Origin of the sequence: Acinetobacter sp. YH12098 (genome assembly GCF_013419235.1) — a bacterium.
GTDB classification, from domain to species: domain Bacteria; phylum Pseudomonadota; class Gammaproteobacteria; order Pseudomonadales; family Moraxellaceae; genus Acinetobacter; species Acinetobacter amyesii.
The window spans coordinates 17,649-40,487 of record NZ_VPAO01000013.1 but is presented as its reverse complement, the minus strand read 5'-3'; the positions used below and the strand labels follow the sequence as shown (position 1 = coordinate 40,487).

Sequence of the window (22,839 nt, the reverse complement as noted above, 5' to 3'; positions counted from 1 at the left end):
CAATTTTAGTTTTCACTATTACCTTATCTACAAAACACGCGATCTATTAAACACGCGCACAAAACCTATCTAAGCCGTTAAAATTGGCTCTAACACGTGCCACAGTTGTGGAATCTCAGAAAAGCCATCTTTTGCTGTGAAATGCCCGGCTTCTTTCACTTCATAAATTTGTGCATTTATAAAATTGCCCAATTGGATCGCAACCGGTGGCGGCACGATAGGATCATTGGATGAAATCAAGCTGATACAAATCGGCATATAGGTCTGTAAAACACCGCTATCCATTTTTGCACGTTGAATAAATGCGGTTAATTCAGGTTGTGTCGGTAAACTACTTTTAAAACCTGACACAAAAACGCCCGCTTTAATCCGTGTGCCATGCTGTTCAAAATATTGATTGAGATAATGCAGCGTAGTTAAGCACCCCAAACCATGGGCAATCACAATGGTATTTTCATCCAAATCAGGCATTTGCAACGCTAGAAATTTCTGCCAATGGTCAAAATCAGGTTGTGCTGCATTTGCCATAACGATGCGTCGAGAATAATGTCCTGCTTCTTGCAGCTTTCGTCCTAACCAAGGAAACCAATGATCATTCGGCGAAGTATCATGACCATGAACAATATAGATCTTTTGGCTTTCTGGCGTATGCGGTGTATTCATGATTTGATTCTTATTTTAGGTGATTATTTTTAGTGAAGCTTTCAATTTGCAGTTCGGCAAATTTTCACCTCTGTTTTAAACCTGCCACCTACACGCTCTCAATGTCAATTTGGCATCTTTTTGTAATGATTTAGCTCAGTTCGGTATCTATCGGCTCGTATAGCCAGATTCCCTCATCCAGTACTTGCTATCAAATGCACTCGATCACTTTGCTTGAGCGTACAGTCTCGTTAAATTTCAGCCATAAAAAAAGGCGCTGAATGCGCCTTTTTTTAAGTCCAAATTACTTCGGATCTTTACTGCCGAACAATGGACCCATGCCACCGCCGCCAAATTGTTTTTGCATATTGCCCAATGATTTCATCATTTTTGCCATACCTGTTGGGTTGGCAAACTTCTTCATCATTTTCGCCATTTGCGCATGTTGCTTGATGAGTTTATTCACTTCCGCAACATCCATACCACAGCCTGCTGCAATACGTTTTTTACGGCTTGGATTCATCAAGTCTGGGTTACGACGTTCTTTAATGGTCATCGATTGAATAATCGCTTCCATTTTCTTCACTTGCTTTTCAGGATTTGCTTGTGCAATTGCATCTTGAATCCCTGAGTTGCTCATGCCTGGAAGTTTATCCAGGAAGCCCATCATGCCGCCCATTTTGTTCATTTGTTCAAACTGCATCAGCATATCTTCAAAGTTGAAGCTACCGCCTTTTTGCAGTTTTTTCGCCATTTTTTCGGCTTTTTCTTTGTCGATTTTACGTTCAACTTCTTCGACCAAAGAAAGTACGTCACCCATACCCAAAATACGCTGTGCGATACGTTCAGGATGGAATGGCTCTAGGGCATCGAGTTTTTCACCCATACCCAAGAATTTAATTGGCTTGCCAGTAATGGCACGAACAGAAAGTGCCGCACCACCACGTGCATCGCCATCTGTTTTTGTCAGGATCACACCCGTCAAAGGCAAGGCATCATTAAAGGCTTTTGCAGTATTCGCCGCATCCTGACCAGTCATGGCATCAACCACGAACAATGTTTCAGTTGGCTTAATTGCTGCATGTAGCTCTTTAATTTCATCCATCATTTCGTCGTCTACATGTAAACGACCTGCTGTATCGACAATCAAGACATCAGCAAATTGAATTTTTGCTTGCTCAATCGCACGATTTGCGATGGTAATCGGTTTTTCGTCTGCGCTTGATTCAAAGAAAATCGCGCCAACTTCACCTGCAACTGTTTGTAGCTGTTTAATCGCTGCTGGACGATAAACGTCGGCAGATACCATTGCTACTTTTTTCTTTTGACGTTCTTGTAAGAAACGTGCAAGTTTTGCCGCAGTGGTTGTTTTACCCGCACCTTGCAAACCTGCAAGAAGCACAACAACTGGTGGTTTTGCCGCTAGGTCTAGGCTTTCATTCGCCTCACCCATCATTTTGGTCAATTCGTCATGAACGATTTTGACGAAAGCCTGCCCCGGTGATAACTGAGTCATCACTTCTTGGCCCAATGCTTCTTCCTTAACTTTCGCGATGAATTCACGAGTTACAGGTAACGCAACATCGGCTTCAAGAAGTGCCATACGTACTTCGCGTAACGTATCTTTAATATTGTCTTCGGTTAGCTGCCCTGAGCCAGTAACATTTCTTAAACTCTGCGTGAGTCGTTCTGTTAAGGTATCAAACATTGCAAAATCCGCTTAAAATAGCCATGAGCAAAAAATTGTTTCTTAAAATAGAAAATTTATGCATAGAATGCTATAGGATACTTTAGTTCTTGCAGAATTTATATAAATGAATATTCAACATCCTGAAAAAGGTTTGACATGATCAGTCTCCCCTTGGTTTACACGATCCTAGCATTAATCGCTTATACCACGTCTTTTTGGTATTTATTCAGCCATTTAATGTCTAAACGTGCGCCGAACCATTGGTTTATTGGTGTTGTACTTGGTTTAGGCATGTTATTGCATGCAGGTGTTTTATATAACGACATGTTGACGCCTATGGGTGTGAACTATGACGTGTTCAACCTGATGTCATTTACTTCAGGTCTCATGCTATTGCTCAGTGTGTTATTTAGTACCTATCGACCTGTGCTGGCAATGAACCTGTTGGGTATTCCTGTGGCAGCGACGGGGTTGATTTTAGGCTTTGCATTTAGTCGACAAAATCAATTTATAGAACAACATTCACTGGGTTTAGACATCCATATCATCTTGTCACTTTCCGCGTATGCCGTCCTGCTGATGGCAACAATTCAAGCGGTTATTTTGCGTTTACAAGACCGTGAACTAAAAAACAAGCAGAAAAAGCGTGTATGGGTGAGTCTGCTTCCATCCTTCCAAGCCATGGAATCTTTGCTATTTGATTTATTGATTGCTGGATTTGCACTACTGACCGTGGCGCTTGGGTTTGGTTTCTTCACCATCGATAACTTCTTTGCACAGCATTTGGCACATAAAACAGCCTTTAGCATTATTTCATGGTTCGTCTATGGAGCTTTGCTTATTGGACACTATCGATTTGGCTGGCGTGGTCAAAAAGCTATTCGCTTTACCATTATTGGTTTTTGTCTTTTGGCAGTCGGCTTTATTGGATCTAAGTTTATTTTAGAAATGGTTTTGGGCCGCTAAGTCGACGATGAAACTATCTTAAGTTTTATTAAGAAGGGAGCTACGGCTCTCTTTTTTTATATCTTGATTATTCACATAAAAACAACAGGCATAAAAAAAGCGCTATACAGCGCTTTTTTTCATCACGTCTAAATTATAGAGCAACGATGTTTACAGCATTCGGGCCTTTTTGACCTTGAGCGATGCTGAAAGAAACCTTTTGGCCTTCTTGCAAAGTTTTGAAGCCAGAACCAGTGATTTCGCTGAAGTGAGCAAAAACGTCAGGACCGTTGTCTTGTGCAATAAAACCGAAACCTTTAGTTTCGTTGAACCATTTAACTGTACCAGTAACTGTATTAGACATAATAATACCTATTAATTTGTTGATTTAGCCATTGGATGATGACTGACTATAACTTGGAAAATAATAAAGAATTGAACTTCATTTCTGTAAAAAACGAAGGATTATGACTAACACTGCGATACTTAAAGAAAATTTACGAAACAATACTTTTTTTCTAGTTGCAGCCATCATACATGAAATCTTAAAAGATTCAAGCACAGTATATGTTGTTGATTCCATTAAAAAACAACAGTAAAAGCCATCTTCTTATTATTACTATCCATCTGTATTTACTCATTTTATTGTTTAAGTTTTATGTCAGTCAAGACTTTACGACTTTGGTCCTAATTTCACCAAATAATTACATAAAATCTTGTGATTTCGTATTCCGCGTCACCAGAAGCACAAAACCTAGACATCCCTTTCAAAACCACGTATAACTCCGTTTTTCAATTTTTGGCTGTGTGACCGTGAAACTTGTTCTTGCGCCGATGGAAGGCTTAACCGACCCAATTATGCGAGATGTGTTAACGCATGTGGGGAGTTTTGACTGGTGTGTAACCGAGTTTATCCGTGTCACGGACTCTGTCCTGCCCGACCATATTTATCATAGCTATTGTCCCGAACTGAACAATGCAGGCAAAACTGCAGCAGGAACACCAGTTCATGTGCAGTTCTTAGGTAACAATCCGAACATGCTCGCAGCAAATGCTGTACGCGCGGTAGAACTGGGTGCCCCTGCGATTGATATGAACTTTGGTTGCCCTGCAAAAACCGTCAACCGCCACCGTGGTGGTTCAGTTTTGCTGGATGAGCCAGAAGTGGTGTATGAGTTAGTCAAAGCTGTGCGTGACGCTGTTCCGAGTCATATTCCTGTATCGGCAAAAATGCGTTTGGGTTATATGGATCGTAATTTCACTATGGAAAATGCGCATGCCATCGAAGATGCGGGGGCCTCATGGGTTACAGTCCATGCGCGGACCAAAGCCGATGGTTATACCCCGCCTGCCTTTTGGGATCAGTTGCAACCCATTCGTGAAGCATTGAAAATTAACGTGATTGCCAACGGTGAAATTTGGAATAATGCCGATGCCAAACAGTGCCAACTCGAATCGGGTTGTGAAGACCTAATGATTGGTCGTGCTGCGGTGACCACTCCTGACATTACACAGTGTATTCGTCGTAATACCGATGAACCGCTGATAACGTGGCATGAACTGCTTGGCTTACAAATTCGTTTCTTAAACGGCTCGTATAAAAAAGAAATGAATATGGTCGGTCGTTATAAACAATGGCTCGGCATGATGTCGAAACATTACCCAGAAGCCAAAGTCCTTTGGGATGAAGTTAAACGTGTCAAACCACTCGATGAAATCGTGGAAAAACTTAAAGCCGGTATGTAAGTTTTAAAACACATCGCCAAATGTGAAAACGAAAAAGTGTAAAAACACATATTTAAGCGTAGCCGTAAAGCCTTTGTTCACATCTACAGTGTTCAAAGGTTTTGTTGTTTGGCAAACTCTAAAATTGCGTCGATCTCATCTGCCAAAAACTCTTTTGGGTGTTCCGAAGTCGGGTTCATCACCAAGCTTGCGCCTTTGGTAATCGCAAATAATTTTTCCGCACTGATCATGACAAACTCTGCATCTGCACCAACATCCTGTTGAAGCATCGCAAGACTCAGAAAGAACGGAATGGCTTGCTCGCCCTGCTCCGTTTCCATCAATTGAAAATGTAAATGCTGCTCAGCATCACGCTCGCCCAAACAATATACTTGGCTGGCTAAAAGTTGCTGATAAAAGTCTTTGTATTGCTGAGGATGATCTAAAGTCGATTCATAAAGATGTTGAAGCGTGTCGTTCATTGTTATTGTCCGTCTATTTTTATCATTCAGATACTGTTCACAATCCACAGCATACAGGAAGTTTATGAATTATGCCGTTGATTTAAATCTTCAATGTGCTGTCGATTTGTTTTCCACGATTTTTCTAAAATTTCTTTTTCTAAACGCAACTGTATTCGTTTAAGTTTCATTTCAGAGATCACCGGTTGCCGAAAAGTTTGAACATAGTCCACCCAAGCTGTACCCCGAAATACATTCGATGGCATCTCTGTTTTAAACACCGCTTCAGGCATAAAAACAATCACAGAATGCATATTGTCTTTATCCAGAATATCGCTCAACACCTGTTCTAACACTTTCATATGTTTATAATTTTGGTGAATTGGATTTTGAAATTTAAAACTTTTTTTATAAATCTTTTGCGTCCATTGTTTTTGTCTCTCACTCCCAAAAATCCAGCCCTTATAGTTTTTAGTTTCAATCACAAACACACCAAATGGGCTTAACAGAAGATGATCAATTTGTGTCGTAGCTCCCTCGCCATCTGGTAAGGTCAAATCATTTAACAATATATAATGGTCTTTCAAATAAAGTTTGACATGAACGGCGACAGCAAACTCCCCCATTTTCCCCTTTAAATAAGGTTTAAATGCTTTGATTGCCCCCACAATCAGTAACAATAGAATTAGCCACCAAAACGTCGAAATGAGGGGGGCAAAAATTTGAGAAAGATTCATTGATTTGATTCATTACTTTAAATTACTGATGTTACCTACATAAAAGTAATTTCGCATTTTTAAAATGATTTTTAAGCCTATTCGCCGGAGTCTTACATCTAGGGTTTAAATAAAGGGATTAGCCTTCGGCTGGAGGTACTTTTGTTTCGGCAAAAGTACCCAAAACCATTGTCATCCGCAAAACTCGTTCACCACCGTCAAATTATTCAAAGCATCGCAAAAACATTTTTGATTATGCGGCATCCTGTCTCAAACACTTGCGGATGACGTTAACGCGTATCATTCTTTCTTTGAAGCGAATTGTGCTTTGATGTTACTGCGTAACATCAATTAAATAAGTATATTTTCTATTTTATTGTAATTTCTCAATTTTTAACAATATTTCTTTATTTTCTAGACCGCCCGCAAAACCCACTAATTTTCCATTTGCGCCCACGACACGATGACAAGGTGCAATAATTGAAATTGGATTTTTACCATTGGCTGCACCGACAGCACGTACGGCTTTGACATTGCCGATCTGCTCTGCAATTTGTTTATAACTGCGAGTTTCTCCAAAAGGAATTGTCAGTAAAGCTTGCCAAACTTGTTGCTGAAATTCGGTACCTTCAAAGTCTAGCGGCAAGTCAAATTGCTGTCTTTTACCCGCAAAATATTCATTTAATTGCTGTGCAGTTTTGAGCAAAATCGGGTGTTGTCGATCTTCAACCAAAGCCGCCAATCGCACACGATTTGGGTTTTCATTTTCCCAAAGAACGGCCACCAATGCGGTTTCATGTGCAACAAGTTTTAATTGTCCAACGGGTGAATCTAAAAACTGATAAGAAAGTTGCATGACATACTCCAAGCTCAAAATCGCAGCACTTCATTATTCAGGAGGACGATAATTTCATCAAGACTAGTCCTGAAATAATCAGTACCGCAGCTAGCATGCGCATGGCATTTGCGGGCTCACCCAATACAACGATGCCGAGGATAAATGATCCCACTGCACCAATGCCGGTCCACACCGTATACGCTGTACCCAGCGGTAAGGATTTCATTGCATAAGACAACAAAGCGAAACTTGCGATCATGAAAACAATGGTCAAAATACTTGGCGTCAGTTTGCTAAAGCCTTCAGAGACTTTCATACAATACGCCCAAACCACCTCAAGCAATCCCGCTACAATTAATAAAACCCAAGCCATATTTTTACCCATAAAAAAAGCACAAAAGGCTTTTACCTCTGTGCTTTAGAACATATTAACTTGAAGATAATTTCATCAAGATTAGACCCGAAATGATCAGTACTGCGGCTAACATCCGCATGCCAGTTGCAGACTCACCGAGTATAAAAATCCCCACGAGAAATGAGCCAATCGCGCCGATTCCTGTCCAAATGGTATAAGCTGTTCCCAGAGGCAACGTTTTCATGGCATAGGCCAATAAACCAAAGCTCAGGATCATAAAAAATAAAGTAACTAAACTTGGGCCAAGTTTTGTAAAGCCTTCTGAGAGCTTCATCGAATAGGCCCAAACGATTTCAAAAATACCAGCGAATACTAGAACAACCCAGGCCATGATGCCTTCCTCCATATTAGTAGAGTCAGGTCGTCCTGACGATTTTTCTTACTGGCTTTGAACAAAGATTAAGGGAGGTCGTTCCTCCGAATATTTTCTCAGTATAGCAAATATGCTGAATTTTAGTGCAGTCTTTACATTTTTTGACCAAATCTAGGGCGTTATTCAGTTAAGGAAAAAACTTGTGCCGATGAATTGCGCCAAAACATGGCATGTCTGTTCAAAGGATAGATTCAGACATAAAAAAAAGGCATCACCAAAACCTATTGATGATGCCCTCTTTATTTGGTCTATTTTTCTATTAGAACTTCAGACGAAGACCTGCGCCATACCACAATTGCTTTTCACTTCCAGTTTCAGCTTGCCATGCCGTATGCTGACTTCCTTTTTCATAGCTGTAAGCAACATCAATAAATGGCATCAACTTTTTATTGATTTCATAGCGTGTTTCTAGCCCTAGCCATACAGAACTGAGTCCTGTTTTTTGTGCATAAGCAGAGTCATCACTCAGCACCACATCTAGGTTCAAATATGGTTTTAAAATCAATTTTTGCGTCAGCAGCAGGTCACGTTCGGTTTCTAAAGAAAAACTGACCTGTTTATCTGCACCAAGATATAAATAAGCATCGGTTTCAAAGAAATACGGTGCCAGGCCATGCAGACCCACCGCAGCATCAAACTGTTCCTTGTCCATCACTTGATGTTCATCGACCCGATAACGTGCGCCAATTTGCGCATCCCAAAAGTCGGAGATCATACGGCTATACATCACTTGAGCCGCATAATCTGCATCTTGAGATTCGGCTTTATCGGCATGTAGTTTGATGAAGAGCTTATTTTCATCGGTCCCGATTCGACTCTCAATTTCGGTCTTTAAACGTCCACGACCATCGGCATTATTGAGCCATCGATTGTCGATCTCAGTCGCTTGATAAATCTGTCCACCATGTTCACGCTTATGATCAACAGGATGCTGCGCAGAAGTAGTACGTGACGCAATAGATGATGCATTTGCATGTTCTGCATGTTCTGCATGTTCTGCATGTTCTGCATGTTCTATCTGGCTCGATTCAATCCCTGTTTGCATCTCTTGATGCGACGAATCAAGTGAGGAATGCGACTCATGTTGAGCTGACATCGGCATGCTGTGATTTGCATCTTGCGCCATGGTCATTTGAGTGACCGATGCCAAAGCTAAACTTAGAACCGTATATGTGCATGGTTTAATGATGCGCATGAGACACCTCCTTTTGCGGTACAGATGCCGTTTTCGTATTCTCTGCGACCTTTGCGACCACAAGTTTATTCATCATCCCTGCAGACATGTGATACAGCAAGTGACAATGAATCGCCCATTCCCCTAATTCATTGGCCGTTAACAGAGCCGTCACTGTTTTCCCCGGCGGCACAATCACCGTATGTTTATTTGGCATTTCAGAAGACATTTGCCCATTTTCCAATTGCATAAACATGCCATGTAAATGCATCGGATGCGCCATCATGCTGTCATTGACAAATTTCAATCGAATTCGCTCACCATATTTCACCTGCAGTGGTTCGGCTTCACTGAATTTTTTGCCATTCATGGTCCACATGTAGCGTTCCATCGTTCCACCCAAATGAATAACCAAATCTTGCGTCGCTTCACGTGTATCAGGCTGCGGGGTTAACGCTTTTAAATCACTATATTGCAAGGCCTTATCACCGACAGGTGTTGAAGCATTGGCCCAACCCATAACCGTTGCTGAATTTTCAACTGCATGCATCTCTCCTTTAGACTGTGCATGATCCATCGCTGCATGCGTATCATGTTTCATGGATGAATCCATTGAAGAGTGGTTCATTGAAGAGTGGTTCATTGAAGAGTGGTTCATTGATGAATGATCCATCACACTATGATCCATATTGGCATGCGCCGTATCTGACATGTTCTGTTTATGAATGTCTGGATGTTGCATAGCAATATGTGCAGTCACTGGGGAATGGTCCATGTCATGTCCCATAGCGGCATGATCATGTACTTGATTCGGCTGAATCTTTGACTGATTTTCAGTATGCGCGTTGTGCTCATGAGCATTCGCTTGCTGGATTGCTGAAGTTTGGGTTGAGCCTGTAGTAGTATGTCCCATATTGCTATGATCCATACCTGACATTGAACCATGGCCCATATCTTCCATGGTCAACAAAGCGCGTGGTCGAGCTTTTGGCATGTGAATGCCTGAGTGCTGAGGCTGCGTTTCATCATGTAAAGTGCCTATCGCAAATCCTGTCCGATCAATCGATTCAGCTTCAATCTGATAATGCGCAGACTTAGGCTCTACGATCACATCGTAGGTTTCCGCTGCACCAATACGGAATTCATCAACATCGACTGGTTTGACCGCTTGACCGTCTGCACTGACCACCGTCATTTTGAGCTGAGGAATACGCACATCAAAAAACGACATAGCCGCAGCATTTACAAAACGAAGTCTGACTTTTTCATTGGGCTTAAACATCCCCGTCCAGTTCTGCTGTGGTGTTTTGCCATTCACTAAAAACGTATAACCCGTGACATCAGACAAATCCGTTTTCAGCATACGCATCTGATTCCACATCGAACGATCTTGCCAAGTGTTTTTTAAACCCGTTCGTTTAATTTGCGTCCATACATCTGAAACTGTTTCACGTTGATTTTGATAGTATTCGGCAGACTTTTTCAAATTTGCCATGATCTGAGCGCTAGATGATTCATGAAAATCCGACAGCATGACCACATAATCACGTTGCGTCTGTTCATGTACGGCAAGTGCTTGTTTACCTTTCGGATAAATTACCAAAGCGCCATACAATCCGTCTTGTTCTTGGCCTTTGGAATGCGCGTGATACCAATACGTTCCGCTTTGACGGACTTTAAATTTATAAGTAAAGCTACCATCCGGCTGAATTTCATTGAAACCATTAAAGCCGGGTACACCATCCATTAAACCGGGCAGCAATAGACCATGCCAATGCACCGAGGTATTTTGTTTTTTGAGCTGATTATGCACATAGATGACCGCATCATCGCCTTCTTCAAACTCCAGTAAAGGGGCTGGAAACTGACCATTGACACTGATTTTCTTGACCGCTTTACCAGTCAAATTGATGGTCTTTTCATCAATATTCAGATGATATTCTTTAATGGCTGCAAACGCCCACGTTGGAGACAGCAGACACACCCCGAGCACGAGGCCTGACTTAAATAAATTAGACATGACTTAACCTTTATAAAATAACGAAAAAACGTATTTAAAACTCAGGTTAAGCTTGCGGAGGTCTTAGAATTTCTTGCCAAAAGCCTTTTAAATGCTGTCCAGCAAAAATAAAACGAGGAGGTTCTGCATAAAGATGCACATTGACGGTTTGCAATGCAACCAATGCGCTATCGAGATAAGAGGTACTGATTTGGCAATGTGCGAGTGTACAGTCCTGACAGTCTGTACTTTGTGTCGTTGAATGATGCACCTGACCATCTTGCAGTGCAGATGTCGCATCTAAAGATTGATGACAATCCATCATTGAAATGACGTCAGGTGTTGCTTGCTTGCCATGATGTGCTGCATGCTCAGGAACAGCTTGCCGCTGATTTTGATGGCAATTTGCCATAGTTAAATGTGAAGGATCAGTATGTGCTGCATGAAATGATGCCTGATGGGCATTCGCAGTCATCATTTGTTGATGTTGAAAATTTTGCTGTGCACTGACCACACTGCTCCACCCCATGACGAACGCCATGAGCCAAACAAAGCCAAGATGCTTACGCAAAAAATTGAACAATTTAGTACCCTAATTCAACCCAATGATGCACTGTGACAACATGTCCCTATTAACACATCTTTAAAAACATCACGCGATCAGCTCAGCTGAAATCCGCATGAAACACCATGATGATGTTATTTATGACTCAACTCAATCACATGACATTCGTATCAACATGACATTCAGCTCGACCTATTTATCCATCATGAACGATACATTCAGAAATATCTAATAGCACGAGCTAGTGCGATCGATGATGTGTTTTGCCAGTCGCAGCTTATCTCAATAGTTGATAACAGCATAATTAATTGTGCAGTTATTCACAACAGTTTTAAATTTATTGCGCTGTCATAAAAATCAGTGCATATCGCCCAGTTAAAACATAAAAGTTATTTTTTAAACTGATTAATTATTTACCTTAGTTTAATAAATACACAGTATTTCAAACACTTTACCCCATAAAAAAAGGACTCAATTGAGTCCTTTTTATACTTAATACGTCTAATTATTAAACCATTGATGCACAATCGTTTATAATTTATTCAAGTTATCCATATACTTATCTACACAGATATCCATACGGTTATCCATAAAGTTATCCACAAGCCATGAATAACTTATACCCAAAGGCTTAAGCCTCTTGAGCATGCACTTTTGCCAATTCAGAACGCATGTCATCAATCACAGCTTTATAATCAGGCTTACCAAAAATCGCTGAACCTGCAACGAACATATCTGCACCAGCTTCAGCAATGTCACGGATATTGGCTGGGGTAACACCACCATCCACTTCTAAGCGAATATCACGGCCTGAAGCATCAATAATTTTTCGTGCTTGACGCAGCTTTTCTAAAGTCATTGGAATGAACTTTTGACCGCCAAAACCTGGGTTCACACTCATCAACAAGACTTGGTCAACTTTATCTAAAACGTAGTCTAAATAATGCAAAGGTGTCGCAGGGTTAAACACCAAGCCCGCTTGCGCACCACCAGATTTGATTAACTGTAAAGAGCGGTCAATATGGTCAGTTGCTTCGGGGTGGAAAGTGATGATATCTGCACCAGCGTCTAAGAAATCGCCAATCATACGGTCTACCGGTGAAACCATTAGATGCACATCAATTGGCGCTTTAATGCCGTATTTTTTCAATGCCTTACAAACGCCCGCACCAAAAGTTAAGTTCGGTACATAATGATTATCCATGACATCGAAATGAACAACATCTGCACCTGCTTCTAGAACATTTTCAACTTCTTCACCTAAGCGCGCAAAGTCTGCTGACAAAATTGAAGGTGCGATTAAGAATGGCTTGGACATGAAAAACCTAGCTTTGAAAAGGGAGTGATTGACGCATTATAGCAAATTGTCCCCCTATTCGCTGCCCATGCCCTTAGTCGTTTTTTCGATGCCGATGATTGAGATCTCTATAATAAAGAAACCTAGGATGAACTGATATTACGCAGTAACATCAGAACCGAAATTTGATTCAAATAAAAGAACGATACGCGGTAACGTCATCCGCAATTGTTTGAGACAGCACGACTTCTAATCAAAAATGTTTTTGCAATACTTTAATTAAATAGACGCTAGAAAGCGAGTTTTGCGGTGAGGAGCATTGCTCTGCAAGATGGTTTCCTTGCGAAGCTTCGCTTCTCATTTTGCCTAATGAGAATCATCGTTTCGTAAGAGTACCTCCAGCCGAAGGCTAATCCCTTTATTTAAGCCCTAGATGTAAGACTCAGTCGAATTGACTTAAATATCATTTTAAAAATGCAAAATTATTTTTTGCGTGCGTAACATCAGTGATTAATATGGATAAAGATCTCAGGGATAGAAACACAGCGTTGCATTTTTAGACTTAACGGGCATCTATGTACTTTGCTAAGTTAAAGGACTGACGACTTAACAATAAAATTGCATCTATGAAAAGCTCAACACAAATCACCACCGCCCAAGCAGCACGTGTTGCTAAGCGCTTAGTCAATCATTGGAAACATAAATTTGAAGTCAATGAACAGCTCATTGGAGAAAATACTGCATTCAAGATTCAGCTACCGTCTGCAGAGGTCAGCCTTCTACCACAAGCTGCATTTTTAGATGTCGTGATTTCGGCTCAAGATCCAAATGCAAATCTAGATCAATTGGAACATGTTGTACTAGATCATTTGATCCGCATGGGACAAGAAGAACTCAGTGCAACATGGCAACGCGAACCGTAGTCTACGTCGCCATATTGTCAAAGCCTTTCACTCAATGCTGAAGTGATTGATAATTTCTAACTGCATCAATACGGGCTTTCGTCGCTGGATGTGACTCAAAGAAATCTGTCCAAGATCTCTGATCTTTGGCAGTTTCATCCTTTGCACCTTTCTCTTTTGCTATTTCACCGTCAGCTTCATCTTCCATACGTTGTAAGAAGTTTGCAAAATGTGCCGTTGGAATTTGATGTTTTGAAAGTTGTTTTAGGGCGTATAAATCTGCTTCAGATTCAAAGTCTCGTGAGTAACTCGCACCTACCGCAGCAACCGGTAAACTGGTGAGAATATCTGAGCCATCCCCTGTAATCATCAACAAAATAATACTGATGCCTAAACCTGACAAACTTTGCTGCAAACTATGGCGTTGAACTAAATGCCCCTGCTCGTGGGCAAGCACACCTATGAGTTCATAATCATTTTTCGCTAATTTAACCAACTCATCTGTCACGATAATGGTGTTATTGGGTATCGCCAATGCATTTGCACCGATGCTACCACCACCACGGAATAACAACTTCGCAGGTCGATTTTCAGCCACCAATTGTTGATATTCTTGTTTCAGTTTGTCTTGCCTTGCTTGTGGTAATTTTGTGGGTTCAGTCATATCGATAATATATTTTTCCGCCTGATCCCCCCAACTCTTTAAAGCTGTCTCAGGCAGTTGATTAGCCACCACATGCGACGCCGCAGGTATGCCCCATTTAATCAATACAAAAGCAAACGCCACCACGAAAATCACACTAAAAATGATTAAGGAGGGTGAACGCTCTAACTTCCAAATCGAATGCCAACGCGACTTTACGTCGAGATTAAACCACTCTGGCAAAGGTTGATGAAACTCTAAACGAGCATCGTCCTTTAACTCGATCACTGGCTGAATATCACCCAAAGCACCGATCAGCGTCATATCTTGATAAGTGTAATGCTGCGTTTGTTCTAGGTCTTGACCATAACGCACAATCACAGCATGCTCCCCATCTGCGCTGATTTGAGCAACAAAGGGTTTTGACACTTTCCCATCATAATAGGTTGCATTCACTACTGATGTTTTCATGTAATTCACCTGCGTTATAAGGAAATATCTAGGTCAAAAATATCGGATAATTCTTCAGCAATCGCATTGTGATCTTGCTGCATTTGATTTTGTAATTGGTCAGGATCATCGACCAACATTAAGTGCAAAGATTCAGTCTGATATTTATATAGTCGTACAACTGCCCATGGTGTCAGTAAACCGAGGCTAATCACTTTAGCCAACCAATTACTCAAGACAATCCATGCATAACGCCATTGATTACAGTCCGTATGAAAATGACTGCGACTCAACGTGGTGTTATTCCAAGTAGTAATAAATATACGTGCAGCTGTGAGTGGCCAAATAAACATATAGCCAATCAAATACATACCAAAAATAATGAAGACATAAGATGCGTCATTTAAACCATCTGAGCTACCAAACAATATCGCAAAGATTACTGCTAGCAATGCACCAAAGCCCATAAACAGAAATAAAGGCACATACATGGCACGCATATAATCGCCCCAAGTATTATTCAGATTAAATTTCAACTGACCCAGATACAAATGATTCAGACATTCACGTTTATATAGCCAGACCGCAACTGGTGTAAACAAACCAAGGGTAAAGACAACCACCGCAAGACATTTGACAAAACACCAATACGCGCTTTTATTCGTCCCAGAAAAAAAGAATCGGCTATTACTAAACTTACTGTTACGGGCGCGGAAACGAATCGTAGATCGAATAAGCCAAGGAACCGCAAAGAAGATCAGGACAAAGCCCGCTAAAAATGCTTCCCAAGAATATTTTGCAGCAAAAGAGAAACCACCATAGACCACTAACGCAATGATGCGTCCAACTAAAATTTTTGTAGGCAAACCAGTAAAATCAAAACGACGCTGAAACACCCAAGTATTACCGTAAAAATAGCGTAAACGGCGGACCTTTGCCCAAGGTGCATAAAGTCCAAGCGTAACAATTGTCAGTAAGATATTCACAATCCAAATACCGAAATATTCAGATGCATTACCTTTAAACCTAAAATGATAATTTCGTCCCAAAACATTAGCCTGTTCTGTCTCCCCAAATAGACTCGGTGGATTCATCACGGGCAGCTCTGGCGGAAGCGGCGTTTCCATTTGTGAATTTTGCATAAGTACCCTAAATTATTTTTTTTGGTATGTCGAATTTATTCATTTGCATGGCAATGCTCATCACCATGCTTTATTTATACGTATATCAAAGCAAGCTATGCCTCAATATTTTTAACCACTGACTTTTAAATTAATGAACTACTGTTTGCAATTGGACAGCGTGAAATTGCAAATGATCGTCCATAAAACTTTGAATAAAATAATACCCATGATCATAGCCAACATGTTCACGCAGTTCGAGTGGCTGCCCAACTTGCTCACACGCTTGCTGAAACAACATCGGATTTAACTGGCTATAAAATTGATCATCAATGCCTTGGTCAATCAAAATGGCTTTAAACAAAGCCCCTTTAGTTTGCACTAAAGCTGTAGCATCATGCGAAAGCCACTGCTGACGATCTAAACCTAGATACTGACTAAAGGCTTTTTCGCCCCATGGACACTGACTCGGCGCACAAATCGGTGCAAAAGCAGAAACCGATTTAAACAGGTCCGGATACTTCAACGCTAAAGTTAATGCACCATGACCGCCCATACTATGTCCGAATATGCCAATCGCACCTTTTTGTACCGGAAATTCAGCCTGTACCAACGAATACAATTCTTCAGCGATAAAACGTTCCATTTGATAATGCTCGGCCCACGGTTGTTCCGTTGCATTAATATAAAAGCCTGCGCCCTGCCCAATATCCCAATGATCACCTTGCGCTACCTGCTCCCCACGTGGAGAAGTATCAGGGCTGATTAAAATCAGGCCGAGCTGCGCTGCTAAACGCTGAGCATGCGCTTTAATAGCAAAGGTTTCTTCAGTACAGGTTAATCCCGCCAAATAAAACAATGCAGGACACGCTTGGCCTTGTAAGGCTGCTTCTGGCAGAAAAATACCAAACTTTGTCGCGGTCTTTAGACTTAAAGAATCCAATTGATAAATGCGCTGCTCACCCGCAAAACAGGTATTTCGTTGTACTAATTCCATGATCTTTATCCTAAACTTTTTTAATCTTTTAAGGCGTAACCGTCGTAGCCGGTGCAGTAGTTGTCGGCGGGAACAATCGTTGTTCTAATTGAGGCAACATTAATGCCATGTTTTTCCCCATCGACCACTGTGGCTCAGAAGGTTCGAAACCTTGCGCGGCTTCCCATTTCGCTACAGTCGCTTTGGTTTCATTAAATGCCGCTTGAATACTGGTCTGCTCACGCATCGCCTGATCAAAGAACGCTCGGCCAAAATAGGTATATTCAGCTTCATTCGAACAGCCAAAAGACTGTCGATCAGCTGCCGATGCAGTAATGATTAAAGTATTATCATTTTGCAGTGCTGGAATAAAACTGCCTGAATAACATGAAGAAATCACAATCACACGCCAACGAATTCCGGATGCATCCAAGGCTTCTTTTAACCATTTAGGATCGACTTGCGCCAAATCCAAAGGTGCATTTTCCATTTCAAAGACATTCGGTAAACCATGTGAGGTCATATATAAAAATAAGACATCACTTTCTCGGTTCATCTGCTGACCAATACGACGCAGCGCCAACTCCATACTGGTTTTAGATGCCAGCGGAATTTCAGTGCGCGTTGCAGGGTTATTGATAAGCTCAACCGAACGCCCATAGGTGCCAAAACGTGTATCAAACTGTTCTTTAATCCGTTCAATTTCCAGTTTAAAGACATCTTGATAACTCGCACCTGCCACCCCTAAGAAGTACCAATGGGATTGGGCAAATTCACCATATTCCACTGCGTCTAAAGATTTATTGAGCAAACGGCTTTGTGCATAAAATGCATCTTCAGCAAAGCTTGGTGGAACTTCTTCCACTTTCCAAATCGGCTGATCTTTGACTGAGACTTGCCACACGACCAAAGTAAATAGCGTCGCACCCATAATCAGTGCTCGCTCCCACCATGGCCATTTCAGTTCACGTGAAAATACCCAAACGACAGCTAGACTTTGCCAAACAAATAGAATAATGAATAACGTTGGAATGTAGTCATATAGGAAGTATGGGAGAAAATCGAGATCTCCCATATATTGAATCAAACATTGAAACAACATGATGTGCGTATCAAGCACCAACCAGAGCAATGCTGGGACCAACATTAACCGTGGATTATTCACACGTTGTGACAGGAAAATCCCCACGATTAAAGCAATAAATGGCCACAATGCGTAGCTAATGAGACCTTGTGCATTAAATTCGCCAATACGCCCCGTGCTGAGCCAACTAAATAAACTGTTGGCACAACCACCTAAAATCCCCCAAAACACCAATTGCAAAATCGATGGTCGAACGATTTGTAAAGAACGACGAGACCCCAAAAATAACCACATCCCCGCAGTTTGGTTGCTTTTAAAATCATGCCAAAAATTGATGGAGGGTTTGAAATCAATCATAGAGTTCTGATGGTGGCCTTGGCTCGCTTAATTGCACAAATAATTTTATGCCTGATGTCGTTTTTAGCAATGCTATTTTTTAACTATATAACAAATCTTTGAACAATATTGAAGCAAATATCATTTTAAGTCACAAGATCATGTTGGAAATATGCATCAAAGCGACAAGCATCACCTTGCCACTGATGTTGCGGCTCTTGATTCGCTAAAAAAACCGCCAATCGTGGACGTTTAACCACGACACGTTTAGCAATTTTTTGTGCTAAATCCAGTAAATTATCACCTAAATCCATTTCACCATCTTCAGGTAACAGTAAATGCAATAATTGCATTTGTTTTTTGACCTGAGCTTGCTTTTTGACGGCTTGCTGGTTTTGGTCTCGCTGCGGAAACATCGGATCGAGATAAACCACATCAAAGATTTGATTGGTCGTCGATAAATGTTGCAAATAATCTGCCGAATCTGAAAAGACCAATTCAATTCGAGCCACAACCGAACTTAAAAATACATCTTGCTGCGCACGTTGATGTGAGTCTTCCAATAGGGTAAATAAAATCGGATGACGTTCCACAAGAATCACATGCGCACCCAAATGGGCCATCAATAAACTATCGTGCCCTAGCCCTGCGGTTGCATCCACAAGCAGTGGTTTTTCTGCCAAATTACACGCACGTGCAATCATCTCAGACTTTAAAGATGCTCGCTTTAAACGCCCCACTTCTGCTTTCCAATCGGGTTGCATCTTCATGCCATTGGCCGCTAACCACAAACCATCTGCATCGACACACAAACTGAGTTCAGGGTTTAAACGTAAAAAACGCGAGTTTAATTTTTCAATCAATTCAATATTTACAGATACGCCACGTGAAGAAAGCACAGCAGAATACTGCTGTGCTTTCTCATGAAACTCTTGTTCTGTGTATAAGCGGATTTCGCTTACCATAATTTCCAGCCTGTAAATGCGAACAATAAAATCAATAAACCTGAAACAATTCGATACCACGCAAAAATCATGAAATCACGTTTTGCCACATAAGCGACAAGCGCACGAATCAAAAGTAATGCCGAGACAAATGAAACGATTAAACCAACGGCAATCACAGTCCAATCTTGAGTGCCTTGAAATACATCATAGCTTTGATATAAATCCAGTAAACCTGCACCGACAATAACCGGAATACCCAAAAAGAATGAAAACTCAGTGGCTGCTTTACGAGAAACACCTAAGAACATGGCACCAATAATGGTCGCACCTGAACGTGAAGTCCCTGGAATTAAAGATAAAACTTGAATTAAACCAATCCAAATCGCATCTTTAATGGTTAAATCTTCTACTTCTTTGGCACGCACTTGCGGTGGATTTTTTTCGATCCAAATAATGATCAAACCACCGATAATCAACCCCATAGCAATCGCAATGTTATTGAACAGCAGCTCTTTCACCGTCTGACCAAACGTCAAACCAATCAACACGATTGGAATCGAAGCGAGAATTAAGCCAAAACCTAAACGGCGACCTTTTTCTTCACCAGTCACCATACCGGTTGCTGCGCCCCACAGGCGGCCCCAGTATTCATAAATCACCGCAGCAATCGCACCCATTTGAATTGCGATCACGAAAACATCACTTTTTTCTTTGGTCCAAAAGTTCATTAATTCTGAAGCCAGAATTAAATGCCCTGTACTTGAAATCGGTAAAAATTCGGTAATACCTTCAACAATACCCATGATTGCCGCTTTGAGCAGCAGTAGAAGATCCATATATAACCCTAATTATGGCTTGCCTTGTTCTGAAATTTTCTTCCAGGCGTTATCTCGTAAATATACGGGCAATGCATGTTCAGCACTCACCCATGCTTTTCTTTGCGTCGCTTCGCGGGCAATAGTAGCAATATCTTGTGCTGTTGCACTTAAGTCTTTGTATTGTGTTTGTTCTGATTGAATGAGCTCGCTACCAGAACCCACGACGGTAAATTTGATCTGTGGTGTGGCATCTGCGTAACTTAATAGTTGTTCTTCATCTACAGCTTGCATAATGCCATTGACATCGAGTCGATAGCTGGCGATATACACTTCTTGCATGCGAGCATCAAGGACTGCTGTTACTTCAGTCAAACCATGTAGACGATGCGCCGCTTGAGCCAAAGCTTGCAAAGTCGATACTGGAACAACAGGTACGTCATTGGCCCATGCCAAGGCTTGTGTTACCGCTGCATTAATACGGACACCACTAAATGAGCCAGGCCCACGACTAAAGGCAATCGCAGTTAAATTCGCTAACTCAATAGCAGTTTGATTAAGCCCTTGCTCAATCATTGGGAGAATGGTTTGCGTCTGCGCTTTTGCCCGTAAATCGAGTTGAAAATAAAGCTCTTGAGTTTCATCTACAATCGAGACGGAACACTGCTCATTGGCAGTTTCCAATGCCAGTAATTTCATGCGCAACCTTAATTAAATTTAATCTTAAAAAACGTTGAATATGATACTCCACTCCATCGCAGTTCGCGAGATTTTCCACCACAGACTCAGCGCTTTCTGTATTTAAGCCATAAAAAAGCCTCGACAAACTTCGAGGCTTTTTTGCTTGCCATGTAAGGTGTTTTAAAGTTCAGCGACTTCGAGTTGAGTAAAATGTTTAAAATGAGCGGCATAGTGCATGGCACTCATTTTTAGACGTGCTTCGGCTTGTTCATCTAAAGTCTTGACGACTTTACCCGGTGAACCCATCACAACAGAATTATCTGGAATCACCTTCCCTTCTGGAATTAAAGCATTCGCACCAATGATGCAATTTTTACCAATCACGGCATGATTTAGAACCACGGCATTGATTCCAATCAGACTATTATCACCAACGGTACATCCGTGTAGCATGGCTTGATGCCCAATCGTGACATAATCGCCAATGGTCATTTCAATGCCCGCATCGGTATGCAACACCGCATTTTCTTGTACATTGGTAAAATCACCCAGTTTGATACGACTGTTGTCCCCTCGAATGACCGCTCCAAACCAGACACTCACTTCTCGGCCTAATTCAACTTGGCCAATGACCGTTGCATTTTCTGCAACCCAACCATCCCAAGGTTGATGCGTGGCTTTCGGGCTATATCCTTGAAATTTGTACAACATGATCAAACATCCTATTTTGACTTTCTAAAAATGATTTATGGCTCACGGCCCAAATGAAATGAAGGAGAATTTAATAAAAAAGGCCATTCTTTTTGATAATTCAAACCATATTGAAATAAGGAAATCAACATCCGTGCAGTCAAACCCCAAACGATTTCGTTTTCGACTCTTAAACTGGGGAAATATAGTGATTGCTGGGCAAAACGAACTTCATACGGCGTTGGTGGAGTTTCTAAAAGCTGTCTTAATGATACAAAAAAAATACGGTCAATTTCAGTTGGTTGAGGTATCAAATTTACGTCAGGCGGGATCAACCCTACGATCGGTTTAACTAACATTCCATTCCGTGCTTTTTGCATTGGTAAATCACCCAAAAGTTGCACATCAAATGGATTTAGAGCGGTTTCTTCTTGAGCTTCTCTTAACGCCACCACGATATTACTGGTGTCTTGGGCATCACGTTTGCCACCGGGAAAGGACACCTCACCGGCATGATTATTCATATAGAGTGAGCGGCGGGTCAATAAAATGCGTGGATTATCTTCTTGGGTAATCGCAATCAATACAGCAGCATGCGCAGGTTGAATACGCTTAGAAAAACGTAAACTTTGCTGCAATCGCTGAGTCAATAAACCCTCATCCATCCACATTACATCCTTATAATTATCTTGTTTTCATCATAGCTGAATTTCGGCCAAGCTGGTTAGAAATGATGCCAAAGTTTTATTTTTAAGTTATTCTGACGGTTCACACAATCCATGACGATGAATATGAACTTTTGCTCAAACTGCGGACAAAAAACAAAAGAAGCGATCCCGCTTGGAGATCATCAGATACGCCGTATTTGTACCGCATGTGGGTTTATTCATTATGTGAATCCTAAAGTTATTTGTGGTGCTTTAGCCGTTTGGGACAATCAAGTTTTACTTTGCCGTCGTGCGATTGAGCCACGTTATGGGCTATGGACATTACCCGCTGGCTATATGGAACTCTATGAGACAATGGAGCAAGGTGCAGCGCGTGAAACTCGCGAAGAAGCCGAAGCAGAAGTCAACATTGAGCAACTATATTGCATGTATAACATTCCCCGTATTGGGCAAATTTATGCCTTGTTCAAATCTGAACTAATCAATGGTGAATTTGGTGCGGGTGATGAAACCATTGAATCACGATTGTTTAGTGAAGAAGATATTCCTTGGGATGATTTAGCCTTTCCAAGTGTGGAAAGAACGCTGCGGCATTATTTTGCTGACCGCAAAACAGGTCAGTTTGAAATGCATCTCGAAACCCTTGGTACGCGACTCGATCACACTGGTTAATTTGCTGCTCTCAA

Annotated in this window: 25 protein-coding genes; 4 read left to right on the top strand and 21 right to left on the bottom strand. The window is 41.4% G+C overall.

Annotated features, from left to right (window positions below):
• Positions 1 to 69 precede the first annotated feature (69 nt).
• Together FTU38_RS05595 and ffh are read right to left on the bottom strand one after the other, a co-directional pair.
• Entirely contained in the window at positions 70 to 663 is a 594-nt protein-coding gene (locus FTU38_RS05595; RefSeq protein ID WP_168378521.1) for an alpha/beta hydrolase, read from the bottom strand.
• A 283-nt stretch (positions 664 to 946) separates the two neighbouring features.
• Complete coding sequence (gene ffh, locus FTU38_RS05590; protein ID WP_078191163.1) at positions 947 to 2,350, bottom strand: signal recognition particle protein; 1,404 nt, start codon at positions 2,348 to 2,350, stop codon at positions 947 to 949.
• Between the two features lie 138 nt (positions 2,351 to 2,488).
• Between ffh and FTU38_RS05585 the strand changes: the two genes are divergently transcribed.
• Positions 2,489 to 3,298 carry an inner membrane protein YpjD gene (locus FTU38_RS05585; RefSeq protein ID WP_078191164.1) on the top strand — a complete coding sequence of 270 codons (810 nt, stop codon included), beginning with the start codon at positions 2,489 to 2,491 and terminating at the stop codon, positions 3,296 to 3,298.
• A gap of 133 nt (positions 3,299 to 3,431) precedes the next feature.
• On the opposite strand, the gene FTU38_RS05580 is transcribed toward FTU38_RS05585, so the two are convergent.
• A complete protein-coding gene (locus tag FTU38_RS05580) occupies positions 3,432 to 3,641 on the bottom strand; it encodes a cold-shock protein (protein WP_067761877.1) in 210 nt (69 codons plus the stop codon).
• Between the two features lie 449 nt (positions 3,642 to 4,090).
• Between FTU38_RS05580 and FTU38_RS05575 the strand changes: the two genes are divergently transcribed.
• Complete coding sequence (locus FTU38_RS05575) at positions 4,091 to 5,023, top strand: tRNA-dihydrouridine synthase (RefSeq protein ID WP_180110725.1); 933 nt, start codon at positions 4,091 to 4,093, stop codon at positions 5,021 to 5,023.
• Positions 5,024 to 5,115: 92 nt separating this feature from the next.
• On the opposite strand, the gene FTU38_RS05570 is transcribed toward FTU38_RS05575, so the two are convergent.
• From FTU38_RS05570 to rpe, 9 genes are all read right to left on the bottom strand, one after another.
• Positions 5,116 to 5,484: an SseB family protein gene (locus FTU38_RS05570; protein ID WP_180110724.1), complete on the bottom strand. Its 369-nt coding sequence runs from the start codon at positions 5,482 to 5,484 to the stop codon at positions 5,116 to 5,118.
• 62 nt (positions 5,485 to 5,546) lie between these two features.
• Positions 5,547 to 6,200, bottom strand: a complete 654-nt coding sequence (locus FTU38_RS05565) for a nuclease-related domain-containing protein (protein ID WP_180110723.1) — start codon at positions 6,198 to 6,200, stop codon at positions 5,547 to 5,549.
• 352 nt (positions 6,201 to 6,552) lie between these two features.
• On the bottom strand, positions 6,553 to 7,035 hold the full coding sequence (locus tag FTU38_RS05560) for a methylated-DNA--[protein]-cysteine S-methyltransferase (RefSeq protein WP_180005010.1): 483 nt from the start codon (positions 7,033 to 7,035) through the stop codon (positions 6,553 to 6,555).
• Positions 7,036 to 7,072: 37 nt separating this feature from the next.
• Positions 7,073 to 7,390, bottom strand: a complete 318-nt coding sequence (sugE, locus tag FTU38_RS05555; protein WP_078191206.1) for a quaternary ammonium compound efflux SMR transporter SugE — start codon at positions 7,388 to 7,390, stop codon at positions 7,073 to 7,075.
• A gap of 55 nt (positions 7,391 to 7,445) precedes the next feature.
• The gene (locus FTU38_RS05550; protein ID WP_180110722.1) at positions 7,446 to 7,763 is read right to left on the bottom strand and encodes a multidrug efflux SMR transporter; all 318 of its coding nucleotides are present in this window, start codon (positions 7,761 to 7,763) and stop codon (positions 7,446 to 7,448) included.
• A gap of 301 nt (positions 7,764 to 8,064) precedes the next feature.
• Positions 8,065 to 9,000, bottom strand: a complete 936-nt coding sequence (locus tag FTU38_RS05545) for a copper resistance protein B (protein ID WP_180110721.1) — start codon at positions 8,998 to 9,000, stop codon at positions 8,065 to 8,067.
• Positions 8,987 to 10,999 carry a multicopper oxidase domain-containing protein gene (locus FTU38_RS05540; protein WP_180110720.1) on the bottom strand — a complete coding sequence of 671 codons (2,013 nt, stop codon included), beginning with the start codon at positions 10,997 to 10,999 and terminating at the stop codon, positions 8,987 to 8,989. Before FTU38_RS05540 ends, FTU38_RS05545 begins: the two co-directional genes overlap by 14 nt.
• 46 nt (positions 11,000 to 11,045) lie before the next feature.
• Positions 11,046 to 11,561: a hypothetical protein gene (locus FTU38_RS05535; protein WP_180026913.1), complete on the bottom strand. Its 516-nt coding sequence runs from the start codon at positions 11,559 to 11,561 to the stop codon at positions 11,046 to 11,048.
• A 613-nt stretch (positions 11,562 to 12,174) separates the two neighbouring features.
• Complete coding sequence (gene rpe, locus FTU38_RS05530; protein WP_168378513.1) at positions 12,175 to 12,861, bottom strand: ribulose-phosphate 3-epimerase; 687 nt, start codon at positions 12,859 to 12,861, stop codon at positions 12,175 to 12,177.
• Positions 12,862 to 13,466: 605 nt separating this feature from the next.
• On the opposite strand from rpe, the gene FTU38_RS05525 reads away from it, so the two are divergent.
• The gene (locus tag FTU38_RS05525) at positions 13,467 to 13,763 is read left to right on the top strand and encodes a DUF2218 domain-containing protein (RefSeq protein WP_180110719.1); all 297 of its coding nucleotides are present in this window, start codon (positions 13,467 to 13,469) and stop codon (positions 13,761 to 13,763) included.
• Between the two features lie 31 nt (positions 13,764 to 13,794).
• On the opposite strand, the gene FTU38_RS05520 is transcribed toward FTU38_RS05525, so the two are convergent.
• The 9 genes from FTU38_RS05520 to FTU38_RS05480 all read right to left on the bottom strand — a co-directional run bounded on the left by FTU38_RS05520 (position 13,795) and on the right by FTU38_RS05480 (position 22,150).
• The gene (locus FTU38_RS05520; protein WP_180110718.1) at positions 13,795 to 14,856 is read right to left on the bottom strand and encodes a M48 family metallopeptidase; all 1,062 of its coding nucleotides are present in this window, start codon (positions 14,854 to 14,856) and stop codon (positions 13,795 to 13,797) included.
• 14 nt (positions 14,857 to 14,870) lie between these two features.
• Positions 14,871 to 15,977 carry a YjgN family protein gene (locus FTU38_RS05515; protein ID WP_180063942.1) on the bottom strand — a complete coding sequence of 369 codons (1,107 nt, stop codon included), beginning with the start codon at positions 15,975 to 15,977 and terminating at the stop codon, positions 14,871 to 14,873.
• 130 nt (positions 15,978 to 16,107) lie between these two features.
• A complete protein-coding gene (gene fghA / locus FTU38_RS05510; protein ID WP_180110717.1) occupies positions 16,108 to 16,953 on the bottom strand; it encodes an S-formylglutathione hydrolase in 846 nt (281 codons plus the stop codon).
• 28 nt (positions 16,954 to 16,981) lie between these two features.
• Complete coding sequence (locus FTU38_RS05505) at positions 16,982 to 18,373, bottom strand: C13 family peptidase (RefSeq protein WP_078192361.1); 1,392 nt, start codon at positions 18,371 to 18,373, stop codon at positions 16,982 to 16,984.
• 125 nt (positions 18,374 to 18,498) lie between these two features.
• Complete coding sequence (locus FTU38_RS05500) at positions 18,499 to 19,317, bottom strand: class I SAM-dependent methyltransferase (RefSeq protein ID WP_218954693.1); 819 nt, start codon at positions 19,315 to 19,317, stop codon at positions 18,499 to 18,501.
• Positions 19,311 to 20,135, bottom strand: a complete 825-nt coding sequence (locus FTU38_RS05495) for an undecaprenyl-diphosphate phosphatase (protein WP_180008558.1) — start codon at positions 20,133 to 20,135, stop codon at positions 19,311 to 19,313. Before FTU38_RS05495 ends, FTU38_RS05500 begins: the two co-directional genes overlap by 7 nt.
• Before the next feature lie 12 nt (positions 20,136 to 20,147).
• Positions 20,148 to 20,813, bottom strand: a complete 666-nt coding sequence (tsaB, locus tag FTU38_RS05490) for a tRNA (adenosine(37)-N6)-threonylcarbamoyltransferase complex dimerization subunit type 1 TsaB (protein ID WP_180110716.1) — start codon at positions 20,811 to 20,813, stop codon at positions 20,148 to 20,150.
• Between the two features lie 162 nt (positions 20,814 to 20,975).
• Complete coding sequence (locus FTU38_RS05485) at positions 20,976 to 21,506, bottom strand: gamma carbonic anhydrase family protein (RefSeq protein WP_078191181.1); 531 nt, start codon at positions 21,504 to 21,506, stop codon at positions 20,976 to 20,978.
• Positions 21,507 to 21,541: 35 nt separating this feature from the next.
• The gene (locus tag FTU38_RS05480) at positions 21,542 to 22,150 is read right to left on the bottom strand and encodes a CoA pyrophosphatase (RefSeq protein WP_180040882.1); all 609 of its coding nucleotides are present in this window, start codon (positions 22,148 to 22,150) and stop codon (positions 21,542 to 21,544) included.
• 126 nt (positions 22,151 to 22,276) lie between these two features.
• Here FTU38_RS05480 and FTU38_RS05475 point away from each other — a divergent pair, with 126 nt between their 5' ends.
• Entirely contained in the window at positions 22,277 to 22,825 is a 549-nt protein-coding gene (locus FTU38_RS05475) for an NUDIX hydrolase (protein WP_078192366.1), read from the top strand.
• The last annotated feature ends 14 nt before the right edge of the window (positions 22,826 to 22,839 follow it).